This is a genomic window from Candidatus Kuenenia stuttgartiensis (assembly GCF_900232105.1).
Lineage (GTDB): Bacteria > Planctomycetota > Brocadiia > Brocadiales > Brocadiaceae > Kuenenia > Kuenenia stuttgartiensis_A.
Map to the genome: position 1 here is coordinate 2,784,431 of NZ_LT934425.1, position 25,619 is coordinate 2,810,049.

General features: G+C 42.5%; 25 protein-coding genes and 3 pseudogenes. 24 read left to right on the forward strand and 4 right to left on the reverse strand.

Annotation, left to right across the window (positions count from 1 at the left end; genetic code table 11):
- Nucleotides 1–13: 13 nt before the first annotated feature.
- The 17 genes and pseudogenes from KSMBR1_RS12950 (at nucleotide 14) to KSMBR1_RS13030 (ending at nucleotide 15,544) form a co-directional block, all read left to right on the forward strand.
- Nucleotides 14–1,840, forward strand: coding sequence for a protein-disulfide reductase DsbD family protein (locus tag KSMBR1_RS12950; RefSeq protein ID WP_099325708.1), 1,827 nt, complete (start codon nucleotides 14–16; stop codon nucleotides 1,838–1,840).
- A 398-nt stretch (nucleotides 1,841–2,238) separates the two neighbouring features.
- Entirely contained in the window at nucleotides 2,239–3,366 is a 1,128-nt protein-coding gene (tal, locus tag KSMBR1_RS12955; protein ID WP_099325709.1) for a transaldolase, read from the forward strand.
- 317 nt (nucleotides 3,367–3,683) lie between these two features.
- Nucleotides 3,684–3,965: pseudogene (locus KSMBR1_RS12960) on the forward strand (class 1 fructose-bisphosphatase); the annotation flags it as partial.
- Between the two features lie 60 nt (nucleotides 3,966–4,025).
- Nucleotides 4,026–4,580, forward strand: a complete 555-nt coding sequence (locus KSMBR1_RS12965) for a carboxymuconolactone decarboxylase family protein (protein ID WP_099325711.1) — start codon at nucleotides 4,026–4,028, stop codon at nucleotides 4,578–4,580.
- Nucleotides 4,581–4,807: 227 nt separating this feature from the next.
- A complete protein-coding gene (locus tag KSMBR1_RS12970) occupies nucleotides 4,808–7,459 on the forward strand; it encodes an MGH1-like glycoside hydrolase domain-containing protein (RefSeq protein WP_099325712.1) in 2,652 nt (883 codons plus the stop codon).
- Between the two features lie 35 nt (nucleotides 7,460–7,494).
- Nucleotides 7,495–8,601, forward strand: coding sequence for a glucose 1-dehydrogenase (locus tag KSMBR1_RS12975; protein ID WP_099325713.1), 1,107 nt, complete (start codon nucleotides 7,495–7,497; stop codon nucleotides 8,599–8,601).
- A 439-nt stretch (nucleotides 8,602–9,040) separates the two neighbouring features.
- The gene (locus tag KSMBR1_RS12985) at nucleotides 9,041–9,202 is read left to right on the forward strand and encodes a hypothetical protein (protein ID WP_157820595.1); all 162 of its coding nucleotides are present in this window, start codon (nucleotides 9,041–9,043) and stop codon (nucleotides 9,200–9,202) included.
- A 32-nt stretch (nucleotides 9,203–9,234) separates the two neighbouring features.
- Nucleotides 9,235–10,569, forward strand: a complete 1,335-nt coding sequence (locus KSMBR1_RS12990) for a hypothetical protein (RefSeq protein WP_157820596.1) — start codon at nucleotides 9,235–9,237, stop codon at nucleotides 10,567–10,569.
- Nucleotides 10,570–10,831: 262 nt separating this feature from the next.
- A complete protein-coding gene (locus KSMBR1_RS12995; protein ID WP_099325717.1) occupies nucleotides 10,832–11,284 on the forward strand; it encodes a DsrE family protein in 453 nt (150 codons plus the stop codon).
- A 56-nt stretch (nucleotides 11,285–11,340) separates the two neighbouring features.
- Nucleotides 11,341–12,012 (forward strand): flavodoxin family protein, encoded by a 672-nt coding sequence (locus tag KSMBR1_RS13000; RefSeq protein WP_099325718.1) that lies wholly within the window; start codon nucleotides 11,341–11,343, stop codon nucleotides 12,010–12,012.
- A gap of 1 nt (nucleotide 12,013) precedes the next feature.
- Nucleotides 12,014–12,240: pseudogene (locus KSMBR1_RS22835) on the forward strand (GDCCVxC domain-containing (seleno)protein).
- Nucleotides 12,176–12,319, forward strand: coding sequence for a hypothetical protein (locus tag KSMBR1_RS21625; RefSeq protein ID WP_164994264.1), 144 nt, complete (start codon nucleotides 12,176–12,178; stop codon nucleotides 12,317–12,319). The pseudogene KSMBR1_RS22835 and the gene KSMBR1_RS21625 overlap by 65 nt, the downstream one beginning before the upstream one ends.
- Complete coding sequence (locus tag KSMBR1_RS13010; RefSeq protein WP_099325719.1) at nucleotides 12,303–12,761, forward strand: hypothetical protein; 459 nt, start codon at nucleotides 12,303–12,305, stop codon at nucleotides 12,759–12,761. The genes KSMBR1_RS21625 and KSMBR1_RS13010 overlap by 17 nt, the downstream gene beginning before the upstream one ends.
- Entirely contained in the window at nucleotides 12,758–13,207 is a 450-nt protein-coding gene (locus KSMBR1_RS13015; protein WP_099325720.1) for an REP-associated tyrosine transposase, read from the forward strand. Before KSMBR1_RS13010 ends, KSMBR1_RS13015 begins: the two co-directional genes overlap by 4 nt.
- Before the next feature lie 115 nt (nucleotides 13,208–13,322).
- The gene (locus KSMBR1_RS13020) at nucleotides 13,323–13,853 is read left to right on the forward strand and encodes a carboxymuconolactone decarboxylase family protein (RefSeq protein WP_099325721.1); all 531 of its coding nucleotides are present in this window, start codon (nucleotides 13,323–13,325) and stop codon (nucleotides 13,851–13,853) included.
- Nucleotides 13,853–14,983, forward strand: coding sequence for an inorganic phosphate transporter (locus tag KSMBR1_RS13025; protein ID WP_099325722.1), 1,131 nt, complete (start codon nucleotides 13,853–13,855; stop codon nucleotides 14,981–14,983). Before KSMBR1_RS13020 ends, KSMBR1_RS13025 begins: the two co-directional genes overlap by 1 nt.
- Before the next feature lie 72 nt (nucleotides 14,984–15,055).
- Entirely contained in the window at nucleotides 15,056–15,544 is a 489-nt protein-coding gene (locus KSMBR1_RS13030; protein WP_099325723.1) for a TlpA disulfide reductase family protein, read from the forward strand.
- A 177-nt stretch (nucleotides 15,545–15,721) separates the two neighbouring features.
- Here the strand turns inward: KSMBR1_RS13030 and KSMBR1_RS13035 are convergent, their stop codons facing one another.
- The 4 genes from KSMBR1_RS13035 to KSMBR1_RS13050 all read right to left on the reverse strand — a co-directional run bounded on the left by KSMBR1_RS13035 (nucleotide 15,722) and on the right by KSMBR1_RS13050 (nucleotide 17,365).
- Nucleotides 15,722–16,114: a hypothetical protein gene (locus KSMBR1_RS13035; RefSeq protein ID WP_157820597.1), complete on the reverse strand. Its 393-nt coding sequence runs from the start codon at nucleotides 16,112–16,114 to the stop codon at nucleotides 15,722–15,724.
- A complete protein-coding gene (locus KSMBR1_RS21630; protein ID WP_099325725.1) occupies nucleotides 16,065–16,262 on the reverse strand; it encodes a hypothetical protein in 198 nt (65 codons plus the stop codon). The genes KSMBR1_RS13035 and KSMBR1_RS21630 overlap by 50 nt, the downstream gene beginning before the upstream one ends.
- Before the next feature lie 125 nt (nucleotides 16,263–16,387).
- Entirely contained in the window at nucleotides 16,388–16,678 is a 291-nt protein-coding gene (locus KSMBR1_RS13045) for a hypothetical protein (RefSeq protein WP_099325726.1), read from the reverse strand.
- An 84-nt stretch (nucleotides 16,679–16,762) separates the two neighbouring features.
- Nucleotides 16,763–17,365 carry a cation efflux transmembrane domain-containing protein gene (locus tag KSMBR1_RS13050; protein ID WP_099325727.1) on the reverse strand — a complete coding sequence of 201 codons (603 nt, stop codon included), beginning with the start codon at nucleotides 17,363–17,365 and terminating at the stop codon, nucleotides 16,763–16,765.
- A gap of 410 nt (nucleotides 17,366–17,775) precedes the next feature.
- Between KSMBR1_RS13050 and KSMBR1_RS13055 the strand changes: the two genes are divergently transcribed.
- The 7 genes and pseudogenes from KSMBR1_RS13055 (at nucleotide 17,776) to KSMBR1_RS13090 (ending at nucleotide 25,579) form a co-directional block, all read left to right on the forward strand.
- Entirely contained in the window at nucleotides 17,776–19,077 is a 1,302-nt protein-coding gene (locus KSMBR1_RS13055) for an integron integrase (RefSeq protein ID WP_197705199.1), read from the forward strand.
- 146 nt (nucleotides 19,078–19,223) lie between these two features.
- On the forward strand, nucleotides 19,224–21,002 hold the full coding sequence (locus KSMBR1_RS22055) for a methyltransferase domain-containing protein (protein WP_197705200.1): 1,779 nt from the start codon (nucleotides 19,224–19,226) through the stop codon (nucleotides 21,000–21,002).
- 332 nt (nucleotides 21,003–21,334) lie between these two features.
- Nucleotides 21,335–21,691 (forward strand): TolC family protein, encoded by a 357-nt coding sequence (locus tag KSMBR1_RS13070; RefSeq protein WP_157820598.1) that lies wholly within the window; start codon nucleotides 21,335–21,337, stop codon nucleotides 21,689–21,691.
- 588 nt (nucleotides 21,692–22,279) lie between these two features.
- Nucleotides 22,280–22,501, forward strand: a complete 222-nt coding sequence (locus KSMBR1_RS13075) for a hypothetical protein (protein WP_099325730.1) — start codon at nucleotides 22,280–22,282, stop codon at nucleotides 22,499–22,501.
- Nucleotides 22,474–22,743 carry a type II toxin-antitoxin system RelE family toxin gene (locus KSMBR1_RS13080; RefSeq protein WP_099325731.1) on the forward strand — a complete coding sequence of 90 codons (270 nt, stop codon included), beginning with the start codon at nucleotides 22,474–22,476 and terminating at the stop codon, nucleotides 22,741–22,743. The genes KSMBR1_RS13075 and KSMBR1_RS13080 overlap by 28 nt, the downstream gene beginning before the upstream one ends.
- A gap of 251 nt (nucleotides 22,744–22,994) precedes the next feature.
- Nucleotides 22,995–23,463: pseudogene (locus tag KSMBR1_RS23525) on the forward strand (thioredoxin domain-containing protein); the annotation flags it as partial.
- A gap of 379 nt (nucleotides 23,464–23,842) precedes the next feature.
- The gene (locus KSMBR1_RS13090; RefSeq protein ID WP_099323573.1) at nucleotides 23,843–25,579 is read left to right on the forward strand and encodes an IS1634 family transposase; all 1,737 of its coding nucleotides are present in this window, start codon (nucleotides 23,843–23,845) and stop codon (nucleotides 25,577–25,579) included.
- Nucleotides 25,580–25,619 lie beyond the last annotated feature (40 nt).

Below are 25,619 nucleotides of genomic sequence, written 5' to 3' on the forward strand. Positions count from 1 at the left end.
GGATGAATATACCATGAAAACAGTTCCCCTCATAAAAAGATGCTCTGCTATTGTCTTTGTTTTAATCATATTTCCCCTTATAGCCTTCGGAGAAACCTCTCCGTTTAAATCAGGCGCGACACTTTTAAAAGAACATGTTCCAGCGGGTGAGCTTATCCCTGTTGCAGTTAACTTCACAATTGCCCCAAACCACCATATTTACAAGGATCAGGTTAAGATAGAAAGCGGAGATAACACTAGATTCGCGGTGGTTTCCACAGAACTTCCTCCAGGGGAAATCCGATACGATCAATTTTTTGAGAAAGAAGTAGAAGACTACGTAGGAGAAGTACTGGTAAAGTCATTCCTTCAGGTATCAAAGGATTTACCGGCCGGTTCGTATAATGTGCAACTCAAGGTACATTATCAGGGATGTTCCGATAAAGTCTGCTTTGCCCCAACGATGGATGAATTTACACTTCCGGTACAGGTGGAGTTAGCAAAATCGGGCGTTTCTAAAATACAGGAAGAAAAAATCCCGGCCGTTTCAAAACCTGTGGAAAAAGCGGAGGCCACTGGTATCCAAAAGACTATCGAGAGCCGTGGAATTTTTGTTTCACTAATTATTATTTTCCTGGCAGGTGTGGGTCTGAGTTTTACTCCGTGCGTGTACCCTATGATACCCATTACCGTTGCCGTAATTGGCGGACAAGCTGCCGGAGGCCAGGCTACGGCCAGAAGCCCTTTAAGGGCATTTTTCCTCTCACTGATTTATGTCCTGGGCATATCCATTGTATACTCAGCAATGGGGGTGGCAGCGGCTTCTACCGGGGCATTGTTTGGTACTGCTCTGCAAAGTCCCTGGGTCATAGGGTTTGTGGTGGCAGTTTTTGTCGCGCTTGCCATGAGCATGTTTGGGGTATATTACCTGCGGGTGCCATCTTTTATCTCAGATCGGCTTGGAACAAAAACCGGAAAGGGTATTATTGGCGTTTTTATTATGGGGTTAGTTTCCGGGATTGTTGCTTCGCCATGTATCGGCCCGGCCCTGGCAAGTTTGCTTGTTTACATTGCCAGCACGGGTAATAAATTCATGGGGTTCTGGATGTTGTTTGTATTTGCCTGGGGATTGGGCGTGCTTTTGATTGTGTTGGGCACCTTTTCAGGCGCTATAAGGGCCCTCCCGAAATCGGGAGGCTGGATGGAAACGGTGGAGAGAATCTTCGGTCTCCTTTTAATCGGAGCCGCACTCTATTACCTGAGTTTTATCATCCCGGGAAGCGCCTTCATCATCATCCTGAGCGTATTCTTGATTGTTACTGCGGTATTTTCCGGCGGTTTTGACCGGCTGACTCATGAAAGTACTAATTTTCAACGGGCCAAGAGATCCTTCGGACTTATAGCCTTTATCTTTGGAGCGTACTTTCTTGTGGGACATCTCATGATTAGTGGATTTATTTTGCCTCCCTTCCCGACTACCGTTTCCACTCAAGCAATCGCACAGGAAAAAATTGATTGGGTTTTAAGTGAGGAAGAAGGACTTAAACAGGCAAAGGACGAGGGTAAGGCGGCAATGATTGATTTCTGGGCGTCGTGGTGTGCAGCCTGTATGGAGTTTGAAAAACTCACTTATACTGATCCGGAAGTTATCAGGGTATCAAAGAGATTTGTGAATATTAAGATTGATTGTACCAATAGTAACGATCCAAAGATTAAACAACTTTGGTATAAGTATGGGATTGTTGGCTTGCCCACCATCGTATTTGTAGGCAGGGATGGAAATGTACTCAGGGATAAAACTATTACCGGTTTTGTCAATCCCAGGGAATTTCTTAAAGTCATAAAAAATTTGGAACAATAAAATGAAGCTTAGGAAAAAAATAATTTTACAATCTGTAATTACTTGTCCGGATTGTTGATGTCAGAAAGAAGAAACAATGCCTACTGATGCGTGTCAATTGAAAATTGTAAATCAAGACTAATATCTTCAAATGGTATGAAGGGGATTTTATTCAAAAGGATGAAAAATTGGAAGAGTACATTGCAGGATATTTAAATCCGGAAGATGCAGCATTTATTCGAAATAATAAAGTAACGATAAAATACCTCGACTACGATTGGGGTTTGAATGAACAGGAATAAGGCGGGATAAAATATCAGGTTTTGAATTGAAGGAATATATCGTCAAAGACTGGAAAAGATACAGTCCAAGGAGAAACTTTACAGTCAACAACAAACAAATCCGGAGGAAAAAAAGAAATGAATCCCCTGTTAATGTTGAAAGAATATGGTCAAAGTGTCTGGTTGGACTACATTCAGCGTGGTCTCATCACGACCGGAGAGTTACGCCGTTTTGTGGAAGAATACGGGTTGGGGGGAGTTACCTCCAATCCGGCAATCTTCGAGAAGGCAATCACTGGGAGCGCTGATTATGCGGATATGCTGGATACCCTGCAACAAAAAAAAGATATGGACGCTATGGCAATCTACGAGTATCTGGCGATACGCGACATTCAGGATGCTGCTGATGTACTGATGCCTGTCTATGAGAAGACTGGCAAACGAGACGGCTATGTCTGCCTGGAGGTCTCACCATTTCTGGCCAATGAGACGCAGGGTACTATTGTTGAGGCCAGGCGGCTCTGGAAGGCCGTTGGCCGGCAGAATGTAATGGTCAAGGTACCTGCCACATCAGAAGGTATTCCGGCTATCGAACAGCTTATCAGCGAAGGGATCAATGTCAATGTGACGCTGCTCTTTTCCCGGGAAACTTATGAACACGTAACGCAGGCTTATATCAATGGATTGGAAAAGTTAGCATCCCGCGGCGGTGATGTGAGAACAATCGCCAGTGTGGCCAGCTTCTTTGTTAGCCGCATAGATACACTTTTAGACTCCATCATTGAGGCCAGAGTTAAAACGTCTGCGCATGCAAACGAACAGGCATTGTTGCAAGGAATCATGGGGAAAGTAGCCATTGCCAACGCCAGGCTTACCTATCAGCGATATAAAGAGATTTTCCGTGGTGATCGCTGGCAGAAACTTGCCGAAAAAGGGGCACAAACGCAGCGTGTTCTGTGGGCTAGCACAAGTACCAAGAATCCGAAGTACCGGGACGTGACGTATGTCGAGGAACTCATCGGGCCAGATACGGTAAACACCATGCCATTATCTACAATTGAAGCCTTCCGGGATCATGGACGTCCCCGTGCGAGTCTTGAAGAAAATATTGTAGCCGCATACGACACGATGAAGACACTTGAGCAGTTAGACATTTCAATGAAAGAATGCACCGACAATTTACTCCGGGAGGGGCTACGCCTCTTTGCCGATGCCTTCGGGAAATTGTTAAATGCATTGGATACGAGAGGTATAAAAGGCGCATAGCGCAAGGGTCAACCTCCAGGCCCTATACCCTCCCGGATGATCTTCCCGTCAAGGCCAAAACTGCTATCGAAGACTGAAAAATCAATGGGGAAAACCGTGTTTACCTGCTATGGGAGGTTGTTGTATGTTTGCATGCCGGGGGTTGCGTAAAAATGTCATTAAGTTAAGGTTACTTGATTAAAAACAACCCCCTTCGCGGGGGAGTGACGTGTAGTGCCAATTTGGCCCGTTTTTCTCAATGGACTCCGAACGTTCAAAAGTTTGTTGAGTACCTGACCGACCGGGAACACTGCAGGGAATAGTGCTGCTCACTCCGGTATGCCGGTGCGCTGGTCGTTGACCTACATAGTGTTTTGCTGGAAGGTGGAGTTTATTTCTACCCTGAAGATGCAGGGCACGAAGGCTGGAAGCTGCGCCTGTTGTATGAATGTGCACCACTTGCATTTCTTGTAGAACAGGCCGTAGGCCTCTCCAGCACCGGCACGCGACGGATTCCTGATATTAAGGCTGAATCTATTCACCAACGGGCACTACTGGTAATCGGCAGTACCGAAGAAGTGTCACTTTATGAGAAGTTCTTTATGAACGGTAGTCCATAATATTACGCATCAAAAAATAACAAAGCAAAAATTGATCTTAGGCTTAGAGAGGTATGTAACGTGAGAATAGCGGTAAAAGCAATAAAAAAGTATCCATGGTACTTGAAACCTTTTTTTTGGAATCAAAAAAGGAAATACGGGCAGGTACTCAATCCAGGGTTGATATGGGCAAGGGTGCCCCGTTTATTTGCAACGGTAGCTCTGTTGTATAGGGCTTTTGATACAAGGCGTTCTCCCTTAACCCCGGTGTTGCGGTCTTTAGTGACCGTTCGGGTTTCACAAATTAATTGGTGTCATTTTTGTGTCGATATAAATTCGTTCACTTTAGCAAAGCGATGTGGATCGATGGAAAAAGTCAGAGAGCTGGCAACGTGGAGAGAAAGCACGCTTTTTGATGACCTTGAAAGGGCGGTTTTAGATTACGCAGAGGCAATAACTTATACTGATCGTCAGGTTACTGATGAGCAATTTGAATCATTGAAAAAACATTTTGATGACGAAGCTGTTGTGGAGATTACCGGGCTAATCGCGTTTCAGAATATGTCCAGTAAATTCAACAGCGCCCTTGACATACCACCACAAGGTTTTTGTTCACCAACGGGGCGTCGCTGGTAATCGGCAGTACCAAAGAAGTGTAACTTTATGAAGAATTCCCGGCAAAAACAAAATCCGGGATGCATTCTTTTATATTCTTGCTCAGAGTAACATCTCAATTAATGTATTCAACGCACGGTTGTTGAGTACACGGCTCAATGTTGATTCAGCACCGGGTATAGAATATCTGGAATACCTGACACCAAAAAACGGCCGCCCGATGATTAACGAATAAAAAGGAGAAAATTATGAATTCAGAAAAAATGCGCCTTGAAGAAGATAAAAGCGGGGAAAAATCGTGGAAGAAATGGGGTCCATATGTAACGGAACGCCAGTGGGGAACCGTCAGGGAAGATTATAGTCCTCAGGGTACCGCATGGGAATATGTTTCCCACGATGCCGCACGGAGTAAGGCATTTCGATGGGGAGAAGAGGGAATCGCCGGTTTTTGTGATGACAGACAAACGATATGCCTTTCCCTTGCCCTCTGGAACGGCCGTGATACAATCCTGAAAGAACGTTTTTTTGGCCTGACAGGGAACGAAGGGAATCACGGTGAAGACGTGAAAGAATATTATTACTACCTCGATAATACCCCGGTGCATTCTTATATGAAAATGTTGTATAAGTACCCGCAAAAAGAATTCCCCTATACGGAGCTGGTGAATGAAAATCGACGTCGCGGAAGACATAAACCGGAATTTGAACTTATTGATACCGGGATATTTGATGAAAATAGGTACTTTGACGTGTTTATCGAGTACGCCAAAGTTTCGCCGGAAGATATCCTGATTCGTTTTACTATTCACAATCGGGGACCGGAAGATGCGACCGTATCCATTATACCGCAGTTGTGGTTTCGAAATACCTGGTCATGGGGACTAACAGACTTTAAACCTGAACTGTTTGCGGTAAATAAAGAAATCATCCGTGTAGAACACGTAGATCTTGGCAGCAGGTGGCTTTATTGTGATGGAGCACCGGAGCTGTTGTTCTGTGAAAATGAGACGAATTACCGGCGGTTGTATGGGTTGTCATCTATGGAGGGTTTTTTCAAGGACGGCATTAATGATTATATCGTAAACGGGCATAAGATGGCCATAAATCCTGCAAAAAAAGGCACCAAAGGAGCGGCACATTACCAGCGCACCATTTCATCAGGTAATGCAACAAGTATTCGTTTAAGATTCTCGGGACATGCCTTGTCCAGCCCCTTTAAAAAATTTAACAAGATGTTTCAGCAAAGCATTGCGGAAGCGGATGAATTCTACGCGGACCTGCAGTCAGAAATCAAAGAGGAAGATGCAAGGAATGTGCAGCGCCAGGCATTTGCCGGCATGCTCTGGTCAAAACAATTTTATTATTTTGATGTGCGCAGATGGTTAACGGGAGACAGCGGGCAGCCCCCACCGCCTCACGAACGGTTGGATGGACGCAATCATGAATGGGTTCATCTTCACAACGCAGACATTATTTCCATGCCTGATAAATGGGAATTCCCCTGGTATGCCGCATGGGATCTGGCATTTCATTGTCTGCCACTGGTGTTGGTTGATCCGGAATTTGCCAAAGGGCAGCTTTTACTACTCACCCGCGAATGGTACATGCATCCCAACGGACAATTGCCAGCCTACGAATGGGCCTTTAGCGATGTGAATCCCCCTGTCCATGCCTGGGCAACGTGGCGTGTCTATAAAATTGATAAAAAAAGAAATAAGGGGAAAGGGGACATTGATTTCCTGTCACGGGTCTTCCATAAACTTTTGCTCAACTTTACCTGGTGGGTCAACATAAAGGATGAGCATGGTCATAACCTATTCCAGGGGGGCTTTCTGGGATTGGACAATATTGGCGTCTTTGACCGAAGTGCGGCATTGCCAACCGGTGGGCATATCGAACAAGCCGATGGAACGAGCTGGATGGCTATGTATTGTCTGAATCTCATGCACATTGCCCTTGAATTGTCAATATATAATCCCATCTATCAGGATCTGGCAATCAAGTTTTTCGAACACTTCCTCTATATCGCCGCCGCAATGAAAAATCTTGGTAACATTGGCATTAATTTGTGGAATGAGGATGATAAATTTTTTTATGATGTTCTTCATTGCCCCATAGCAAATCATAGCAAGTGTGATGTCATGCAGTTAAAAGTGCGCTCTATGGTGGGATTAACTCCTCTTTTCGCAGTTGAGACCCTTGAGCCTCACCTTCTTGAACAGGTCCCGAAGTTTAAGAAGCGGCTCGATTGGTTTCTGGAAAACCGGCCCGACCTGGCAAGTCTGATTTCCCGCTGGACAGAACCCGGTGTTGGCGAGCGGCGGCTGCTTTCGCTGCTGCGGGGACACCGGATGAAACATCTGCTTAAGCGCATGTTGGATGAAAGTGAGTTTTTGTCTGATTACGGGGTTCGGGCATTATCCCGTTATCACCTGGAACACCCCTTTGTCTTACATTTTAACGGCAATACATTTTCAGTGTCTTATCAGCCTGCCGAGTCGGACTCAGGTTTGTTTGGCGGCAATTCCAACTGGCGGGGACCCATTTGGTTTCCCATGAATTTTTTGATTATCGAGTCACTGCAAAAATTCCATCACTATTATGGAGACGATTTCAAGATTGAATGCCCGACGGGGTCAGGAAATTTTATGACCATCAATGATGTTGCCAATGAGCTGTCGCGGCGTCTGACCCGAATATTTTTGCAGAATAAGGATGGGAATCGTCCTGTATTCGGCTACAGTGAAAAAATTCAAAAAGACCCGCATTTTCGAAATTACCTATTGTTTCATGAGTATTTTCACGGCGATACCGGAAGGGGTGCTGGCGCTTCTCATCAAACCGGCTGGACCGGTTTGGTGGCAAAACTGCTGCAACCCAGGGACGTCGGACAACCTTGATTCTATAGGAATCAAAAGAAAGGCAGAGGGATTCAATGAAAGCCATTGCAGTTGTACCGGGTCGGCCAGATTCATTGCATATACGGGAGATACCCAAACCAATGGTGACTGATGTCCCTGATGGAAGAGGTGTTCTGGTAAAGGTGCTGAGAGTGGGCGTTGACGGGACAGATAAAGAAATTAATGCCGCAGAGTATGGTACTGCGCCACCCGGAGATGATTTTCTCATTATTGGTCATGAGTCTTTTGGCATTGTCGAAGATGTGGGCTCTCATGTGAGTGGTCTGAAGGCCGGTGATTATGTTGTGGCAACGGTCAGACGTCCTGGAACTTCCCTATATGATAAAATCGGGACGTACGACATGACTACAGACGATGTCTATTATGAACGGGGAATCAATCTGAGACATGGGTATATGACTGAGTATTATGTGGATGAACCGGAATATATCGTTAAAGTTCCACCGGGGTTAAAAGAGGTAGGCGTACTTCTGGAACCTACCAGTGTGATCGAAAAGGGGATAGCTCAGGCGTATGAAATCCAGCGACGGTTAAGGGTGTGGCGTCCCAAGCGGGCCGCTGTGCTCGGTGCCGGTACTATCGGATTGCAGGCAACTCTGGCGCTGCGTCTTCGCGGATTGCAGGTTTGTGCTTTCGGACGGACCAAACCACCTTACTTAAACTCTCAGCTTTTGAATCAAATAGGTGCATGCTATCATAGTCTTCAGGATGTTACTTTAACGGAATCTTTCGGAGATCATGGCCCTTTTGATCTCATTCTCGAAGCGACGGGCTATTCACCGCTTGTATTTGAAGCGATGAACATCCTGGGGAAGAATGGTGTTCTTGTTCTTTCCAGTGTGACAGGCGGCGGGAGATCTGTTGAGATACCATCTGATAAAATTAACATGGGATTTGTTCTGGGCAATAAGGTTGTTGTTGGTACAGTGAATGCAAATCGGGAGTATTTTGAATTAGGTGTTAAAGACTTTTCTCTGGCTGAAATGCAATGGCCTGGATGGCTGTCGAAATTGTTAACCCATCAGATCGGAGGTCTTGAAAACTATCAGGATATTATCCCCATTCTAACGAAGGCGAAAAATGTGATTAAGGTTTTTGTTCAAGTTGCAGACACGCAATAGTTTAATTTTCTGGCTATCGCCCATAATATGCCTCTTCAGTAATAGGGCCGCAATTTTGATATGCGTTTGTTTCTAAGACTTTAGCTTTTTGAAAATTATGTTTCGGTTTAGTTTTGGGTGGCACGGACAAACACAGCTTGTCTGTGCCACCCATGTTGAGCGATAATAGATGCATCAATTTCCAAAAATCTAAAGTGTTACTAAAATTTTTATTTTGTTGGAATAAATCATGATTATTGCTTGTCATTAAAAGCGTAAGAACAAAATTATTTTACAGATACTTTATTAAAAAGCAGGGAGTGGATATGGCCCAAAGCCACTCATAAGTCGATTGGGTGATGAGTGAGGAGGAAGGACTCAGGCAGGCCAAAGCAAGTAGTAAGATAGCGATGATTGATTTTTATGCGTCGTGGTGCGCAGCCTGTATGGAGTTGTTGGTTTGCCTACTATCGTGTTTGTTAATAAGGACGGAACTGTGGTCAAAGATAAAACTATTGCCGGTTTTGTCAATTCTAAGGAATTTCTGAGTATCATAAAAAGCCTGGAGTGGCGTAAAATAAAGCGCCATGCAAATTATTTTATAGCGCCAGGTACTGAATAACGCGCTATATCAAGAGTGTTATGGAAGCAAAAATGAAGATAAAGAAAACAATAATAATTTTTATGCCCATAGTCTTAATCCTTATTGTGCTGGCTGGAGGAGGTATCTGGTTTAAAAGGAAATATGCCACCTCGGTTAATATGGATATTCATCTCAAAGAATATTCTCAATTTGAATATCCCGAAGATCCTGCAAATCGCAGTGTTCATTATGCGCAGTATTCAAACAGGAATTTGAAAATTGTGAAAAAAGATAAAACCCATTTCGATCTGATTTTGGAACCAACAAATGATCATACGGCAAAAGTTGTATTTAATGATATTGACGCAGGTCTTTTTGTAACAGGCCTGCCGGAATGGACAAAAAAGGATAAAGATTTAGAGATTATTGCCCTGACCGATAGGGAATGGAACAGGCAGCAGGTAAGTTTTGAGCCAGATTCAAAACACATTGAAATTACCGGTGGTGATGGATTTGAAAAAAGCAATTTGCATTCAGCCGCAATTGCTAAGAATTGTTTAAATGCCGGTCTTTGGGAAATTTTATTGTTTACGAAAGAAAAAGAGGAAAAGGCCTTATATTATCAAGGATGGTTTACGTTCCCCCTTGGACACTATAAAGCTGTATTTGAGGAAATCACCGGCCTGTCGTATTGGGAGCACTGGCGAAGATTGGAACATTGGGTAGACCCTGCTGGCGCCTCTATCAATTTAAAAGCCCTCAGAAAAGTTTTAAATGAGAGAGAGGTACAGGCTGAATTCCTGGCACAAGAGCGTATTTTTGCATCGGGTGAACAGGTAAGAAAGCTCAGAACTACAAATGTGCAGAACGTTATCACCTGGAAGGATTTTTGTGGTAGTTCGGTTGAATTTGCGACCTTTGCCCCGCCAGGCAGGTACTATGTTGAAAAACCCTGGAAGAATGAGTATTGGAGGATTGCAGAGTTCAAAAAAGCGATACTAAGGGACATTCAATCACCAGCATCGGAAGAAGTCTTACAGGAAATAGAGCTGGTTTTTAAAGATTCCAAAACTGGCGAAGAGAATAGATTTTTTGTCAGCGGATTCAAGCTGAACCAACTTCCTCAGCTTCCTGTTGAACATTACCCACAGGGGTTATACATGCCCATGGGAATCGGGGTTCCGCCTTTCTTCTTAAGCTATCAAGACCTGGAACGGAATCCACCCGATAAGAGCCCTTATTTCAGTGTACTTCTGGATTCAAATGACACATGGATTAATCACCACGAGGTGGCTATCGACGGGCCGGTTCTTCACAGAGATATTAATAATCCGAATGTAATCCATGTTTATTTGCTTTCTTACGAACGCCATAGTCTGGTCGGTCATTACCTTCTGAAGATTTAACTTTTTGAAAATATGTTGCAGTTTAGTTTTGGGTGGCACGGACAAGCTGTGCTTGTCCGTGATCGCGCGCAAATAGGTTTAGTGTAGAGACGCAAAATCTTGCGTCTCTACACCCCACATGGACAAACAGAGTTTATCCGGCCACCCATGTTGAGCGATAATATCTGCATCAATTTCCAAATATCTAAAGTGTTACAAAGGAAGAAATAATACTTATGGATGCCTGTCCGTTGCAATTTGTTGAAAATAAGGGAGCGTTAGCATGAAGAGGACACTTTTCATTATCTTATTATTCACTATAGCTATTATATTTGTCGGATATTATGCATTAAAGGCAAATATACAAAACAAGAAATTTGCTATCATTCTTCAAGCAGGTAAAGAGACTCACGAAGGAATGGTTCGTGCTACGCATGCTTTACTATATGCCACAGAATTAAAAGGGAAGGGCTATGAGGTAGTTTTGATTTTCGACGGTGCAGGAACGGTGTGGGCAGAAGAGGTGTCAAATCCTGATTCACAAAGCAAACTCTTACCAATGTATAATGCTATAAAAAAGGCGGGAATTCATGAGATTGTATGTGATTTTTGCGCTCATGCTTTTGGGGTAAAGGAAGAGCTCCAGACCCGACAATGCCCCCTCCTATCGGAATATAATGGCCATCCGAGTATTGAAAAATTGGCGGGAAAAGGCTATCAACTTATTGTGTTGTGAAGTAATAAATAATTAAAAAGAGTCCCAATAACCTGATTCAGAAAGGAGAGATTTTAATGAAAGTACTTGGGATCAGTGGCAGTCCGAGAGCTGGTAAAACAACAGAGAGCCTGGTGATGGCCATTTTGGATGCAACTGGCTTAGAAACGGAATTCATATCCTTACACGGCAAGAAAATTAACGGTTGTATATGCTGTTTAGGTTGCGTGGAAGACAACCTCTGTAAAGTACAGGATGATTATCTCCCAATCATGCACAAAGTTATGGAGGCAGATGCGATTATTATCGGTGCTGCAAATTATTTTGGCAGACTGAATGCCCTTACGCACGCCCTTCTTGAACGATTTTACTGCTTTAGACACGATAGTAACGGACACGGCGGCATGAAACTCTCCGGTAAATTGGGTGCAATTGCCTCTGTGGGCGGTGGTGGAAACTGGAAGATGCCGGGGAAGGATATTAAAATGAGCGAGGTTGCAGGAGATGATATTAAAGGCTTTTTTGCATACAATGAGATTGAACTTGTTGGCGCTGTAAAGGCACAGGGGCCTGTGGCATGTTTTACCTGTGGATACGGAGAAACTTGCAACGTAAGCGGCATAAAGAAATTCTTTGGTAAGGATACCAAAATCACCCCGGACATTATACCATGTTTAGAAAAGCAGCCCGAAGTCATAGAGAAGGCAAGGGCACTTGGAAAGGCATTGGGAGAAAGATTGAAAAAATAAAATGGAACATAATGTAATTTTACAATCGGTAATTACCTGTCCAAATTGTGGACATCAGAAAAAGGAAACAATGCCTACTGATGCCTGTCAATATTTCTACGAATGTGAAATTGCAAATCAAGATTAAAACCCAAAAAAGGGCATTGTTGCGTGTTCTGTTCTTATGGAACAGTTCAATGTCCATCAATACAAATACAACAAAAAAGAGGCCACAGTCCTCTACGTTGATGTCAACGACTTTGAGGAGCAAAGGGATGCCTTTGATGCCGCGTGGGAGCTTGGAGTAAGGAATGAGAGGCAAATGTAGGGTGGATGAAGCGAAGCGCATCCACCATTTCTCAGGAAGGCGGGAAATGACAGGAAAATTACCGCTTTTCTGTGTTCCTGATATTAAATCTGGTGGATACGGCGTGAAAAGGCGCACGCCTTTATCCACCCTACCCAAAACAAAAATAATGTCCATCAATACAAATACAACAAAAAAGAGACCACAGTCCTCTACGTTGATGTCAACGACTTTGAGGAGCAAAGGGATGCCTTTGATGCCGCGTGGGGGCCTGGAGAAAGGAATGAGAGGCAAATGTAGGGTGGATGAAGCGAAGCGCATCCACCATTTCTCAGGAAGGCAGGAAATGACAGGAAAATTCCCGCTTTTCTGTGTTCCTGATATTAAATCTGGTGGATACGGCGTGAAAAGGCGCACGCCTTTATCCACCCTACCCAAAACAAAAATAAGGGAATATCCATGAGCGAATATCGCCGGCTCTATCGTGAACAAGGCTGGTATTTCTTTACGATTGTGACATACAATCGACAAAAAATTCTTACCCATCCTGATAACGTTACCAGATTACGACGTTCGTTCCAATATGCGATGAATAAACACACCTTTTTTATCGATGCTATTGTTGTTCTTCCTGATCATATTCACTGTATCTGGAGGTTGCCTCATGACGATGATGATTTCTCAACACGATGGAGATTGGTTAAATGGCATTTTTCTTTGGGCATGGATACCCTCTTGACCGAAAGAGGTGAGAAGAAGGTATGGCAAAGGAGATTTTGGGAACATTTGTTGAGGAATGAAAAAGATTGGCGCTATGGGTCATTTCATGATGCTGTAAAGAGGGGATTCTATACCATAGATTGGGGTTCGCAAGAACCTGATTCCATAAAGGAAATGGATTTAGAGTAGGATGGATGAAGCGAAGCGCATCCACCATAGTTTATCTCTGCCTAATCCCCTTCATACATAGTTGTTTTTTCAGAAAACTAAATTGCTATGAAATTTTTTATAGAGAGGCTGGATAATGGCACGGATTTTGGCTAGAGAAAAAGAAGAAACGTCGATGGACGTACAGGAGGTTTTTGCAGAAATTGAAGGTGCTTTTGGCATGGTTCCAAATTTGTTTAAGACCTACTCGCATTTTCCACCTTTATTGAAAGCCAACTGGAACAAGGTAAAGGCGGTAATGATGCAAGGGGGTTTGAGTAGAAAAACAAAGGAAGCTATTGCCCTTCTGGTTTCAAAGGACAATAGCTGCGCATATTGTGTGGCTGCTCACACGGCTGCCCTCAAATCCATCGGTGTGACGGAAAAAGAAATTAACATAATTGAGAGTGAGATTGAGAAATCAAAATTTACAGAGAAGGAACGAGAAATCATAACCTTTGTCAGGAAGGCGAACAAAGACCCAAATAAGATAACTGATGAAGAATTTGAAGAGCTAAGGAAGAGGGGCGCTAGTGATTCGGAAATTGTTGAGGCACTTGGTGTAATGGAACTCTTTACAGCATTTAATAAATTCCTCGATTCTCTTAACGTGGAGATAGATTTCTGATGGCAATCTTAATAATCCTTTTTCTTGCTACTTGTTTTCTCTCATATTCAAATGGCGCTAATGACAACTTTAAAGGGGTAGCTACGCTCTTTGGAAGTAAGACCACGAATTATAAATACGCAATCTGGTGGGCAACTATTACAACATTTGCAGGTTCGCTGGCTTCCCTATTTTTTGCATACGGTCTTGTGAAGACCTTTTCTGGTAAAGGCTTGGTTCCCCAAAGCATATCCTCTGCTCCTGAATTCCTCACAGCAGTGGCGATTGGCGCTGCCATTACCGTTATGGTTGCAACGATTACAGGGTTTCCAATCTCAACCACTCATAGCCTGACAGGCGCCCTGGTCGGCGCTGGTTTTGTAGCCGTGGGTTCACAGGTTAATTTTGCCGTTCTGGGCAGCGCCTTTTTCATGCCGCTTTTACTCAGTCCTGTTATTGCCACCGCTCTTGGCAGCGGTCTTTATATTATTTTTCGGAATATGCGTATCCGTTCCGGCATAACTAAGGAATGGTGCCTTTGTGTTGGTGAACAGAGAAAAGCAATTCCATCATGTACGCCCACTCCCGCTCTGAGTGTAAAATACGGTAACACTATCAGTGCTGCAATTGACACCGAAGAAAACTGTCAGGAAATTTACCATGGACGTTTTCTGGGTATAAATAGCCAGAAATTGCTGGATGCTTTGCATTTTTTCTCTGCCGGGGTTGTCAGCTTTGCGCGGGGTCTTAATGATACGCCAAAGATTGTGGCGCTCTTATTATTGGTTAAAGGTTTGTCGATACACTGGGGCATGCTGGCTGTTGCTGTTGGAATGGCTGCCGGCGGGCTTTTGAATGCAAGAAAAGTGGCTGAAACCATGAGTAATAAAATCACAAAATTAAACCACGGTCAGGGCTTTACAGCAAACCTTGCCACCAGTATTCTTGTAATATTTGCCACTAAGCTTGGGATGCCGGTATCTACAACACACGTATCCGTAGGCTCTCTTTTTGGCATAGGGTTAATTACAAGGCGTGCCAACATTCGCAAAGCGCTGGAAATACTTTTATCATGGTTCATAACCTTGCCTGTTGCCGCAGTATTTAGCGGCGGCACGTATTGGATATTAGGAAACTGGTTATTCAATTAATTCTTCGGAAGCGAACTTTCAAGGCTGAAACCTTGAATCATTGTAATAATTTTTAACAGAATGGAGAGAAGCGTGAATAAAAAAATGTTTAAATATAGATGTTTTGCTTTTTTGTTTGCAGTGAGCCTGACTATAGCCCCGGCAATTTCTTATGCAGAAGATGCAGTCAAGACGATAAAACTTACTGAATTAAACACCTTGCTTGAGAGCAACAAAGGCAAGGTGGTGATTCTTGACCTGTGGGCAACATGGTGTCCGCCCTGCCGGAAGGAGATACCCGGTTTTATCAGTCTTTACAAGAAATACAAGGACAAAGGCTTAGAGATCATTGGTGTTGCATTTGATGAAAATGGGCCGGAAGTTGTTCCCCCATTCATGAAAGCGATGGGCATCAATTATCCCATTTATCTTGGTGAGGGCGATATTGCCCGGAAGTATGATCTACATGCCTACCCAACAACTATTGTCTACGGAAAAGACGGCAAAGCAGCCAGCAAACATGTTGGTTACGTATCAGAAGAAGAATTCGAAGACGAACTGGGGGAGTTGTTGAAAAAGTAAAGAGAACGGGGCACCCGTTAGAAGTCTCTTGTCAAGCAAAACGTCACCGAACAAAAAAATCAGCTGTCGTGCTTTTTACGGTCGGCTGCATTGCCTCGTTATGATTTGTTTTTTAGCCTTTTTGCATCTTCAATATCTTTTGGTCTACCTATTGCTTCCTTGTTTTTAATTAAATCATCACTTGTTTTTAATTAAATCATCAACGGACAATATATTTGGGGAAATTCCTTCGAATTTGGCTTTAATAGAGCGTCTTTTTGCATCTGCAAATTTTATATCGCCGGAAATTTCTGTTATAATGTCAATCCGGCATGGTGCAACACCAATTTGGAATATAATTCCTTTTTCCTTAAAAGTATCTTCATTAATACCATCAAGAGGGGCACCGAATTCTACCAATGCCTTGTAAAGTTTTACGGAATTATCCTTGTCTGGTTTAACCCAAATGTCAATATCAAGAGTACTTCGAGGATAGCCATGGGCGGCTAGCGCATACGCGCCAACCAAAATATAATCTACATCATGCTTTTGTAAGATTTGTAACATTTCTTTGTAATCTTGATTTAGCATTTATATTTCCTTTTGTTGAAATTGCCCATAATTCTTGCGTAATATCCCAAACCATTTCTATCCGATCTTTTATAGAGGCATCGACATATTCATCATTAACAATATTTTTCATTTGAGATAATTTTACAATATTTTTATTTAGTTTCATCTTAATCCTTTTATTTTAATCAATCATAACGTAGAGCTAACCGGGCACGGCACGAGAGGGAGTAGGGTTGCAGCTTAAATCCTAAATAATGGCTAAAATTTATTATAATAACGCAATAGAAAATATCAATATTTAACATTTAAGATGTGACCCTTCCCCATTCCCTTGGGAGGTTTGTCCGTATTTGGTGAGTTTCCCGTTAGTACATGATAATTTGTCACTAAAAATATAATTTTCCCTTTTGTGCTATCTTCTAAAAGATAATAGAATCCAGTCCCTTGAGAGATAACAACATTGCCTTTAAGCAACTGTATTGGAGTTGTAATTAAAGAAATATGTTCTATTTCTTGAGCATTTGCTTGCATAACGAACACTCCTAATATTAGGAATAATATTTTTGTAGCTAAATTTTTCATGCTGTATAACGCCTCACATCACCGGCAGCGAAAAGCAGAGTGAGGAACGAGCGGCGCTTTTTGCTGTCCGAGTGCATGTGATTGTTAGGCCTTAGTTGATTCCAGTGCATCTGCTCGTTCTTTACTGGCTGCAGTGTAAACTTGGCGTGCAGCATCCAGATTAATGAGGAATATTGCTAGCCCTACGATCAAGTCGGGCCATGCACTTAGGGTAAGTAAGGTTATGAAGCCTGCTCCAATAATGGCAACATTAGCGAAAGCGTCATTACGCGCAGAGAGAAAAGCAGCGCGTGTAAGGCTACCGCTATGTTTGCGGTAACGAACAAGGACAAATGCACAAATAATATTAACAACCAAAGCACCACTTCCAGTAAGCGACAGGAGGGTTGCGTCTGGTGGCAATGGAATGAGAAATTTCCCCCAAGCTGTCCAAAGCGTGAAAAGCCCTGGAATTAGAAGAATTGCCGCAAGCGCCATGCCGACCATTGATCGCCGATGCAAGCTCCAGCCTAGCGCCATAAAGATTAGAATATTAACTGCTGTATCTTCAAGAAAATCGATGGAGTCTGCAAAAAGTGAAACCGAGCCTATTGAATGTGCGACAGAAAACTCAACAAAAAAGTAGCCGAAATTAAGGAGGGCTACGACAAATACTGCTCGACGGAGGAGAGAATTTTTAGCGTTCATATAATGTTTTCTTGAGGCCTAACTATTAATATACGAAATTCCAGATTACCAAAAGCTTACAGTAACTTTGCGGGATTATAGCCGGATATTTGATGTCGGTCAAGGGAATATAGTCAAACAAATCTGGTTTTATAAACTTAGCGGTAATTTGGCTTTTTGAAAAATGGGGGCGAAGCATTTGCCTGCGTACAGTATAACTCCTTCAACATAGCGGGGTTGGCGTATGTACAGCATTTTACGTCTCTCTCTTATATGCAGGCAAATGCTTCGCCCCTACCCAGAATGTTTTTCGAAAAACAGATTTATTCGACTATATTAGGAAAAACGTTGATACGACTTCGTATAGTCTGTATAATTCCACAAAATAAGAACTTTGTATTTTATGGAATATTTGTCCATTTAAGGATTTTATGTTGAATAATATACTACCTGAATATCAAAAATATTTAATTTTCAATAAACTTGTTCCTGAAAAAAATGTCCAGTTTTACGCCTTGTGGGTGAGTAAGTTTCTGTCGTTTTCAAACAAAAATGAGGCTTTTACCGTTGATATCAAGATTGAGAAGTTTTTGGAATCTCTATCCAATGATGAAGAAATAAGAGACTGGCAAATAGAGCAGGCCAAGACAGCATTACATTTATATGTTAATAATTTTCTTGAAGGCGACAAATCGTTAATGGATCCAAACTACCAGAAGAATAACCATAGTAAATTTCCCGACTTTAATGCTGTTATTGATAAATTACGAGAATTAATACGTTTAAAACATTATTCATACAGCACGGAGCAAACTTATATTGAATGGGCAAAAAAATTTCATACCTTTATTTTAGATTCGAAGGGAATCAAATTTGAAATAGATACATTGGATTCAAATGATGTCCGTAATTATTTAAGTTATCTGGCATTGAAGCAAAGAGTGTCGTCTTCAACTCAGAATCAGGCATTCAGCGCGTTGTTGTTCTTATTTAAAAATGTGTTGAATGTTGAATTGGGTGATTTAGGAGATACTGTCAGGGCGAAACGTGGGACAAAATTGCCGGTGGTTTTGGCGGTGGAAGATGTGCAGGAATTATTTAAACAGGTAAAAGGAAGGAATCTTCTTATTATTCAGTTGATATACGGTTCCGGGCTCAGGCTTATGGAACTGGCCAGATTGAGGGTTAAGGATATTGATTTTGATTCGAATATGATTTTTGTACGCAGCGGCAAGGGCGATAAGGACAGGTCAACCATGCTTCCTGAATTTGTTAAACCGGAGCTGAAATTGCATCTGGATAAGGTCAAAGTACTGCATAATGAGGATGTGGAAAAAGGATACGGTGAGGTATATTTGCCGAACGCGTTAGATAGGAAATATCCCAACGCGCCGAAAGACTGGGGATGGCAGTATGTTTTTCCTTCCGAAAGGCTTTCCGTTGATCTGAGAAGCGGGAAAATCAGGCGGCATCATTTAAGTGATAAGGCGATTCAGAATATGGTAAAAGGGGCAGTTAAAAAAGCAGGGATTGTCAAAAATGCGTCTGTTCATACCTTACGGCACAGTTTTGCGACCCATCTTTTAATGAACGGGGTTAATATCCGGGAGGTTCAGGACTTACTTGGGCATAAGAATCTCGAGACTACGATGATTTATACGCATGTAATGCGGGATATGTCGAATGCGCCGAAAAGCCCGCTGGATAATCTCTATGGGAAAAAAAAGCTATAACAAAATTGATAAACGGGTGCAACCTCTGTATTATGTAAATCGACTATGCTGCAATAGGAAATCGGAGATTCCGGGGACACCATACTTAATTTTAGGAGGTTAGAACCATTAATACGCCAAAGGTTTATTTAAAACAGCTCGAAACGTTGTGGTTTCAGGTAACAGGCACTCATTGTAACCTACAGTGCGCCCATTGCTTTATCTCCTGCGGCCCCAAAAATACAACGCATGAGATGATAACCATTGATACAATACAGTGGTACTTGAAAGAGGCTGCAATGCTGGGTGTAAAAGAATTTTACTTTACCGGAGGCGAGCCTTTTTTACATCCTCATATAGTAGATATTTTACAAGAGTCACTAAAATACGGTCAGACCACAGTCCTTTCAAATGGCACCTTAATAACAGAGGATATTTCACAAACGCTAGCCCAGGTATCTCGCACATCCAAACATAAATTAGCATTCAGGGTAAGCCTGGAAAGTTTTATAGAGGAAGAAAATGACCAGATTCGTGGAGAGGGAGCATTTAAGATGGCAATCAGGGGTATTCAATCCCTGACACATGCTGGTTTTAATCCGATTATTACGGTAGCCGATTGGTCGAAATATGGAAAGTTTACGAAAGAAACGGCAGAAGAACTTCAGTTGCTTGAACGTTCTTTGAATATCCCACAGTTAAGACTCAAAAAACTACCTTTGGTTCTCCTGGGACGATGCGCCGAATTTGTCAGACCTTACGATGAGGGCGAACGGGTTACCGATCAGTGCTTTGATAATTACCCGATGGACAATCTCCAATGTACTACCAGCCGTATCGTGACCAGTAAAGGGGTCTTTGTCTGTCCAATACTTATTGACGATCCCAAAGCATGGATGGGACGGACTTTGCAGGAATCCCTCAATCCATATACGATGGAATCGCCCGCTTGTTATACCTGCAGAACAACGGGATTAACCTGTAAAAATGAAGCGGATGATGCTAAGGATGCGGTCAGGAAATCGGTTAATGAATTTTATGCGGCGGCCGCCATTCAGCCCCAAAAGGAACTATGCTGTCCCACCAGTTATAATGCGGCGGATATATCACACATTCCCCTGGAGGCGCTGAATATCTCATATGGATGTGGTAGTCCAGTGACACAAGCCAACATCAAATCTGGGGAGAACGTGTTGGATTTGGGATCCGGCGGTGGAATAGACTGTTTTATTGCGGCAAAAATGGCCGGAGAACAGGGACAAATTATCGGGGTAGACATGACAGACGAAATGCTGAGAAACGCCAATGCCACAAGAGAGATTGTTGCGCGGAACCTTGGTTATAATAACGTCCGTTTTATGAAGGGGTTTCTGGAAGAAATACCGGTTACGGATGAATGTGTCGATTTGGTAACATCCAATTGTGTCATTAATTTGTCAGCACAAAAGGAGAAGGTCTTTCAGGAGATATTCAGGGTACTAAAGGCGGGCGGCAGATTTGTGATATCTGATATAGTTTCCGACAGGGAAGTTCCTGTGTCTATGAAACAGGATAAAAAATTGTGGGGCGAGTGCATTTCCGGGGCAATTACAGAAGCAGAGTTTTTTAATATAACAAGGAAGATTGGTTTCTACGGACTGGAAATAGTAAATCGTTATCTCTATAAAGAAGTGGACGGCTTTACGTTTTATTCTATAACTGCGCGGGGACACAAATTTAAGAAATCAAAGGAGTGCGTGTACACCGGCCAATATGCAATCTATAAAGGGCCATTCAGTAATGTCTCAGATGATGACGGCCATACATATCCGGTAGGAACGCCAATAGAAATTTGCATTGATACGGCATGGAAACTCTCAAACCCTCCATATGAAGGGATGTTTATACTGTCCGGTGGTATGCAAAGCAAAGATGTAAAGACAGCATGCGGGCCAAAATGCTGTTAAGATAAAATTAAAAAGAATGGTGTAGCATGTAACATATCCTTTCTCGTATTCTGCCGAATCGTCAACTGCCATTTAACCTAACAAGTTCTTTTTATTTTTTTGCAATAAAATCAGGGCTTGGGAAAATATAGCTTTGCAATCGGCAATCTACAGTCGGCAGTTGACCAATGACTAAGACCAAATGACTAATGCAAACAAAACTAAGCAGTGCTTTCTTGAACTGTTAAATCCCCATAAGGATTTACTGTACAAATACGGCAAACACATAATACGGAACGTGAATGATGCTGAAGATGCATTGCAAACAACGATTATGAACGCCTACAAGACTCTTGATATATTTATGGACAATAGGTTCCGGCGGGCTTTTTTTCAAGGGACGCAGGGAAAAGGCTGACGTCAGATACCGGTCATCTGAAATACCATTGGCAAAGGTACAGCAGGATATCATACAAGATATAATCGTTGTCCATACACAGGTACATATCAGGCAGGAACAAATAACGATTGCAAAACAAGGTGTTATGGATGCGGAGAAATCTCTCAGGCTGAATGAAAACCGGCTGAAACATGGTATGGGATTGCCCCTTGAGGTATACTACAGGCCGAAGACGCCTTTATACAAGCAAGAAGGGATCGTATCCCGGCAATTATCGATTATAACAAGGCGCAATACACACTTTTTGTAAGTGTGGGAAACAGACCCTGGCGCCGGCATACCTCACTTGAAAGTCTTTGCAATCCGAACGGATGCTTTCCCGATTTTTTGTAAAAAAATTCAAAGGTAGGGTGCATTAAGCGATAGCGAATCCACCATTCAATACCATGTCCCTACAATAAATATCTCATCAATAATTAAGTATGGCGTCCCCTGAATATGATCACAAAAATTGACATTCAGGTTTTTATTGACAAAGCTTTTTAAAAAAATTACCCTTGTGCAAGGATGAACGAAGCAAAGCCGACTCTGCATTAAAGATAATTTTTGTAACTATTCAGCGTAATTTATTAAACTACCGGAGATCAGAGCGCAACTCGTTACCAAACCACAGTTTGGGAACACAATTGCACTGGAAACTTTGTTTCCAGTGCGTGTCAGACTTGACGAATTACAAACTGTCTTAACCCTGTGATTTTATTCCCTATCTATCAGCAAACAGGCGAGAAACCGGAGTTTCTCGAACAAATGCATTCCCAAACTGGAGTTTGGGAACGAGCCGTGTATCGTTTACTCTGAATAGTTACTAATTTTTCCATGTTTAAGGAGATATAACAAAATGATAAAAAAATTAGCCAAATTTAAACCCCGGTATGTTCTCGATAAGAAAGGTAAAAAAATTGCTGTTGTTTTTGATCTTCATGAATATCAATCTATTATAGAGTTTATTGAAGATGTCGAAGACTCCAGAGACCTATTAAAAGCGGAATTGAACGCCACCGACTTTACACCGTACGAGGAATTCCGGAAAAAATGGCTAAACCACAAGGTTATCAGATAATTCTTGAAAAGAGGGCTAAGAAGGAAGCTGAGAACATTCCTCCGCCACAGAGACACAGAATTGACAAAGCCATTAGTTCTCTTTCGGTTAATCCAAGACCTGTCTCATGTAAAAAAATTACACAAAAAGAAGGTTATCGCATTCGTGCCGGAAACTATAGGATTCTTTATACGATAGATGATAAAGCAAAGATAATCGTTATTTACCGCATAAAAGTAAAAGGCAAGGATACGTATAAATAAATTGATTATAACAAGGCGCAATACACACTTTTTGTAAGTGTGGGAAACAGACCCTGGCGCCGGCATACCTCACTTAAAACACGCACCTGAAAGTCTTTGCAATCCAGACACTTGTATTGGCAGCAATTCTGAAACATATGAGAGTAAAGGCCGCGCATATGAAAAAAACTTTATTTATATTTCTCGCCATATTCACAACCATATCTGCGGTGAATTTAAGAAATGTATCTTCCGATGCTGAGACAAAGGAAATGAAACATAGCTCCGCGCTCAACGATGCCGGAAAGAAACACAACAGGCTTATCCATGAAAAGAGTCCGTATTTACTGCAGCATGCAGACAACCCCGTAGACTGGTATGCCTGGGGGCCTGAGGCCTTTGAAAAAGCCAGGAAGGAAAACAAACCCATCTTCCTTTCCATTGGTTATTCAACCTGTCACTGGTGCCACGTAATGGCGCACGAATCATTCGAAGATCCGGAGGTTGCCAGGTTAATGAATGAGGTATTTATCTGTATTAAGGTAGATAGAGAAGAGCGGCCTGACATAGACAATATTTATATGCGTGTCTGCCAGATGATGACGGGCAGTGGCGGCTGGCCGCTTACTATTGTCATGACGCCTGACAAAAAACCCTTTTATGCCGGCACATATATCCCGAAGAAAAGCTATGGACGGATAGGCATGCTGGACCTGGTACCCCGTATCAAAGAATTATGGAACATACAACACGCTGATATTCAAAAATCAGCCAATCTGATTACGGCCAGTCTTGGCCAGTTTTCTCATGACCCTTCAGAGGCAAGGCTTGACGCCTCTACCTTAAAGGCTGCATATGAGCTGCTCGCCAGGCGCTTTAGTGAGCAGCATGGCGGTTTCAGCACTTCGCCAAAATTCCCTAGCGTGAGTTTATCACGAAATAAGGTGTAAGACAAAGACATCAAGTTGCAATCCAATGATTTGTATCGGGTTGCGACTTTTTTTGTCTAAAAAATTATGTATACACTGAATAATACTATATTTATATTGCATTATATGCCTGTATATACTATTATACACGGAGTATTAATCTATTACGTATACACTAACAACTAATAGCCATGGCTACCATTCAATCTAAAAACTCCAGAGGTTATAAATATTGGTATATTGTCGAATCGCGGCGCGTTAACGGCAAGCCCAGGCCCATCGTCCTGGCCTATCTTGGCAAGGCAGACGATTTATTAAAACAACTGCAAGGTCTTACCGAAAAATTACGGCTCAAATCTTATTCACATGGCGCGGTAGCCGCATTGCTAAGTGTGGCCAATGCCCTGGACGTCCCTTCCGTGATTAATAAATATATAAAGTCGCCACGGCAGTATTGTGCTAAAAAACCTGTTCGAAATAATCTGACCGCCGGAAGTACCCTCTTGTTGGGTGCCGTGGGGAGAGTGTGTGTGCCTACCAGCAAAAGAGGATGGTGGGATTGGGCAAAGACGACTACTGCCGAATACTTACTCAGACACAGCTTGAGTAAAATAGACAGTCAGCATTTCTGGGATTTGATGGATGCACTTCCTGAAGAATCCATTGCAGAAATCGAGCGCGAATTAATTGAAAAGACATTTAAAACATACAACCTTCAAAGCGACACACTGTTTTTTGATACAACCAATTTTTTCACGTATATCGACACAACTAATCTGCGATGCACTATTGCCCGGCGGGGGAAAAACAAACAAAAGCGATACGATCTCAGGCAGGTCGGGTTGGCGATGGTCGTTACACGTAACGACATGATACCGTTGTTTCACCATACCTATCAGGGGAACATGGCGGATGCAAAGGTGTTCAGCGCGGTTCTTGAGACGATAAAAGACAGGATGACCGGATTAGGTTTCGACAGCAAAAAGCACACTATTGTTTTTGATCGTGGAAACAATTCCATGGACAATATGGCTATTGTAGAGAGATTGGCATTGCATTACGTTGGAGCGCTTACACCGTATCATCACAAGCAGTTGGTAGGGGATGCCATGTGTAATTTCAGGGAATATGACGTTGACGGCAGTAAGATACAGGTGTACCATGACAAACGGGTTATTTGGGGGCAGGAAAGAACCGTTGTCGTATTTATTTCCGAGAAATTAAAGGTTGGGCAATTAAGGGGAATGTCTCAGTCTCTGGAAAAGGCAGAACATCAGTTAAAGCTCTTACAGCAGCATCTGTGTAATCCAAAGGGAAAGATGCGGGACAAAGAGGGTCTGGAGGATACGATAAGAAGTGTAGTGAAATGTCAATTTGCGAAGGATGTTATCGATTGGTCGTTAAAAGAGGTATCTGAAGGCAAGTTTCAATTGAATTTTTCAATCGACCAGAAAAAGCTCGAAGAAATAGAAGGGGAACTGGGGTTCAGGATTCTTATGACAGACCATCACGATTGGGATACCGCGGACATTATAAAAGCCTACTATGGGCAATCAAAAATTGAACATGCCTTTAGAAATCTCAAGAACCCCTATCACCTTGCTTTAAAACCGCAATTTCACTGGACGGATCAGAAAATCAGGGTGCATTTTTTTATTTGCGTCCTCGGATACCTAATGGCGGCGATTGTGTGGTATCAGGCAAAAGCGCACGCACAATTTAGTGGAACGTTAGATACCCTGTTAGACACCCTTAATAATATAAGGCTTTCTGCTATGCTTGAAGAAACAAAGGCCAGAGGGAGAGTTAAGGCTACCTACAAATTGGAAGAAATGTCCGACAAGGAATCTCTGTTGATGAATGCGTTAGGCATTATGGATTTCCACAAACATCGGCTGAAACTTCAAGGACTCAGTGTATACAATTGATGTTGTGCTTAACGCATTGACTGTATTTATGTTACGTTGC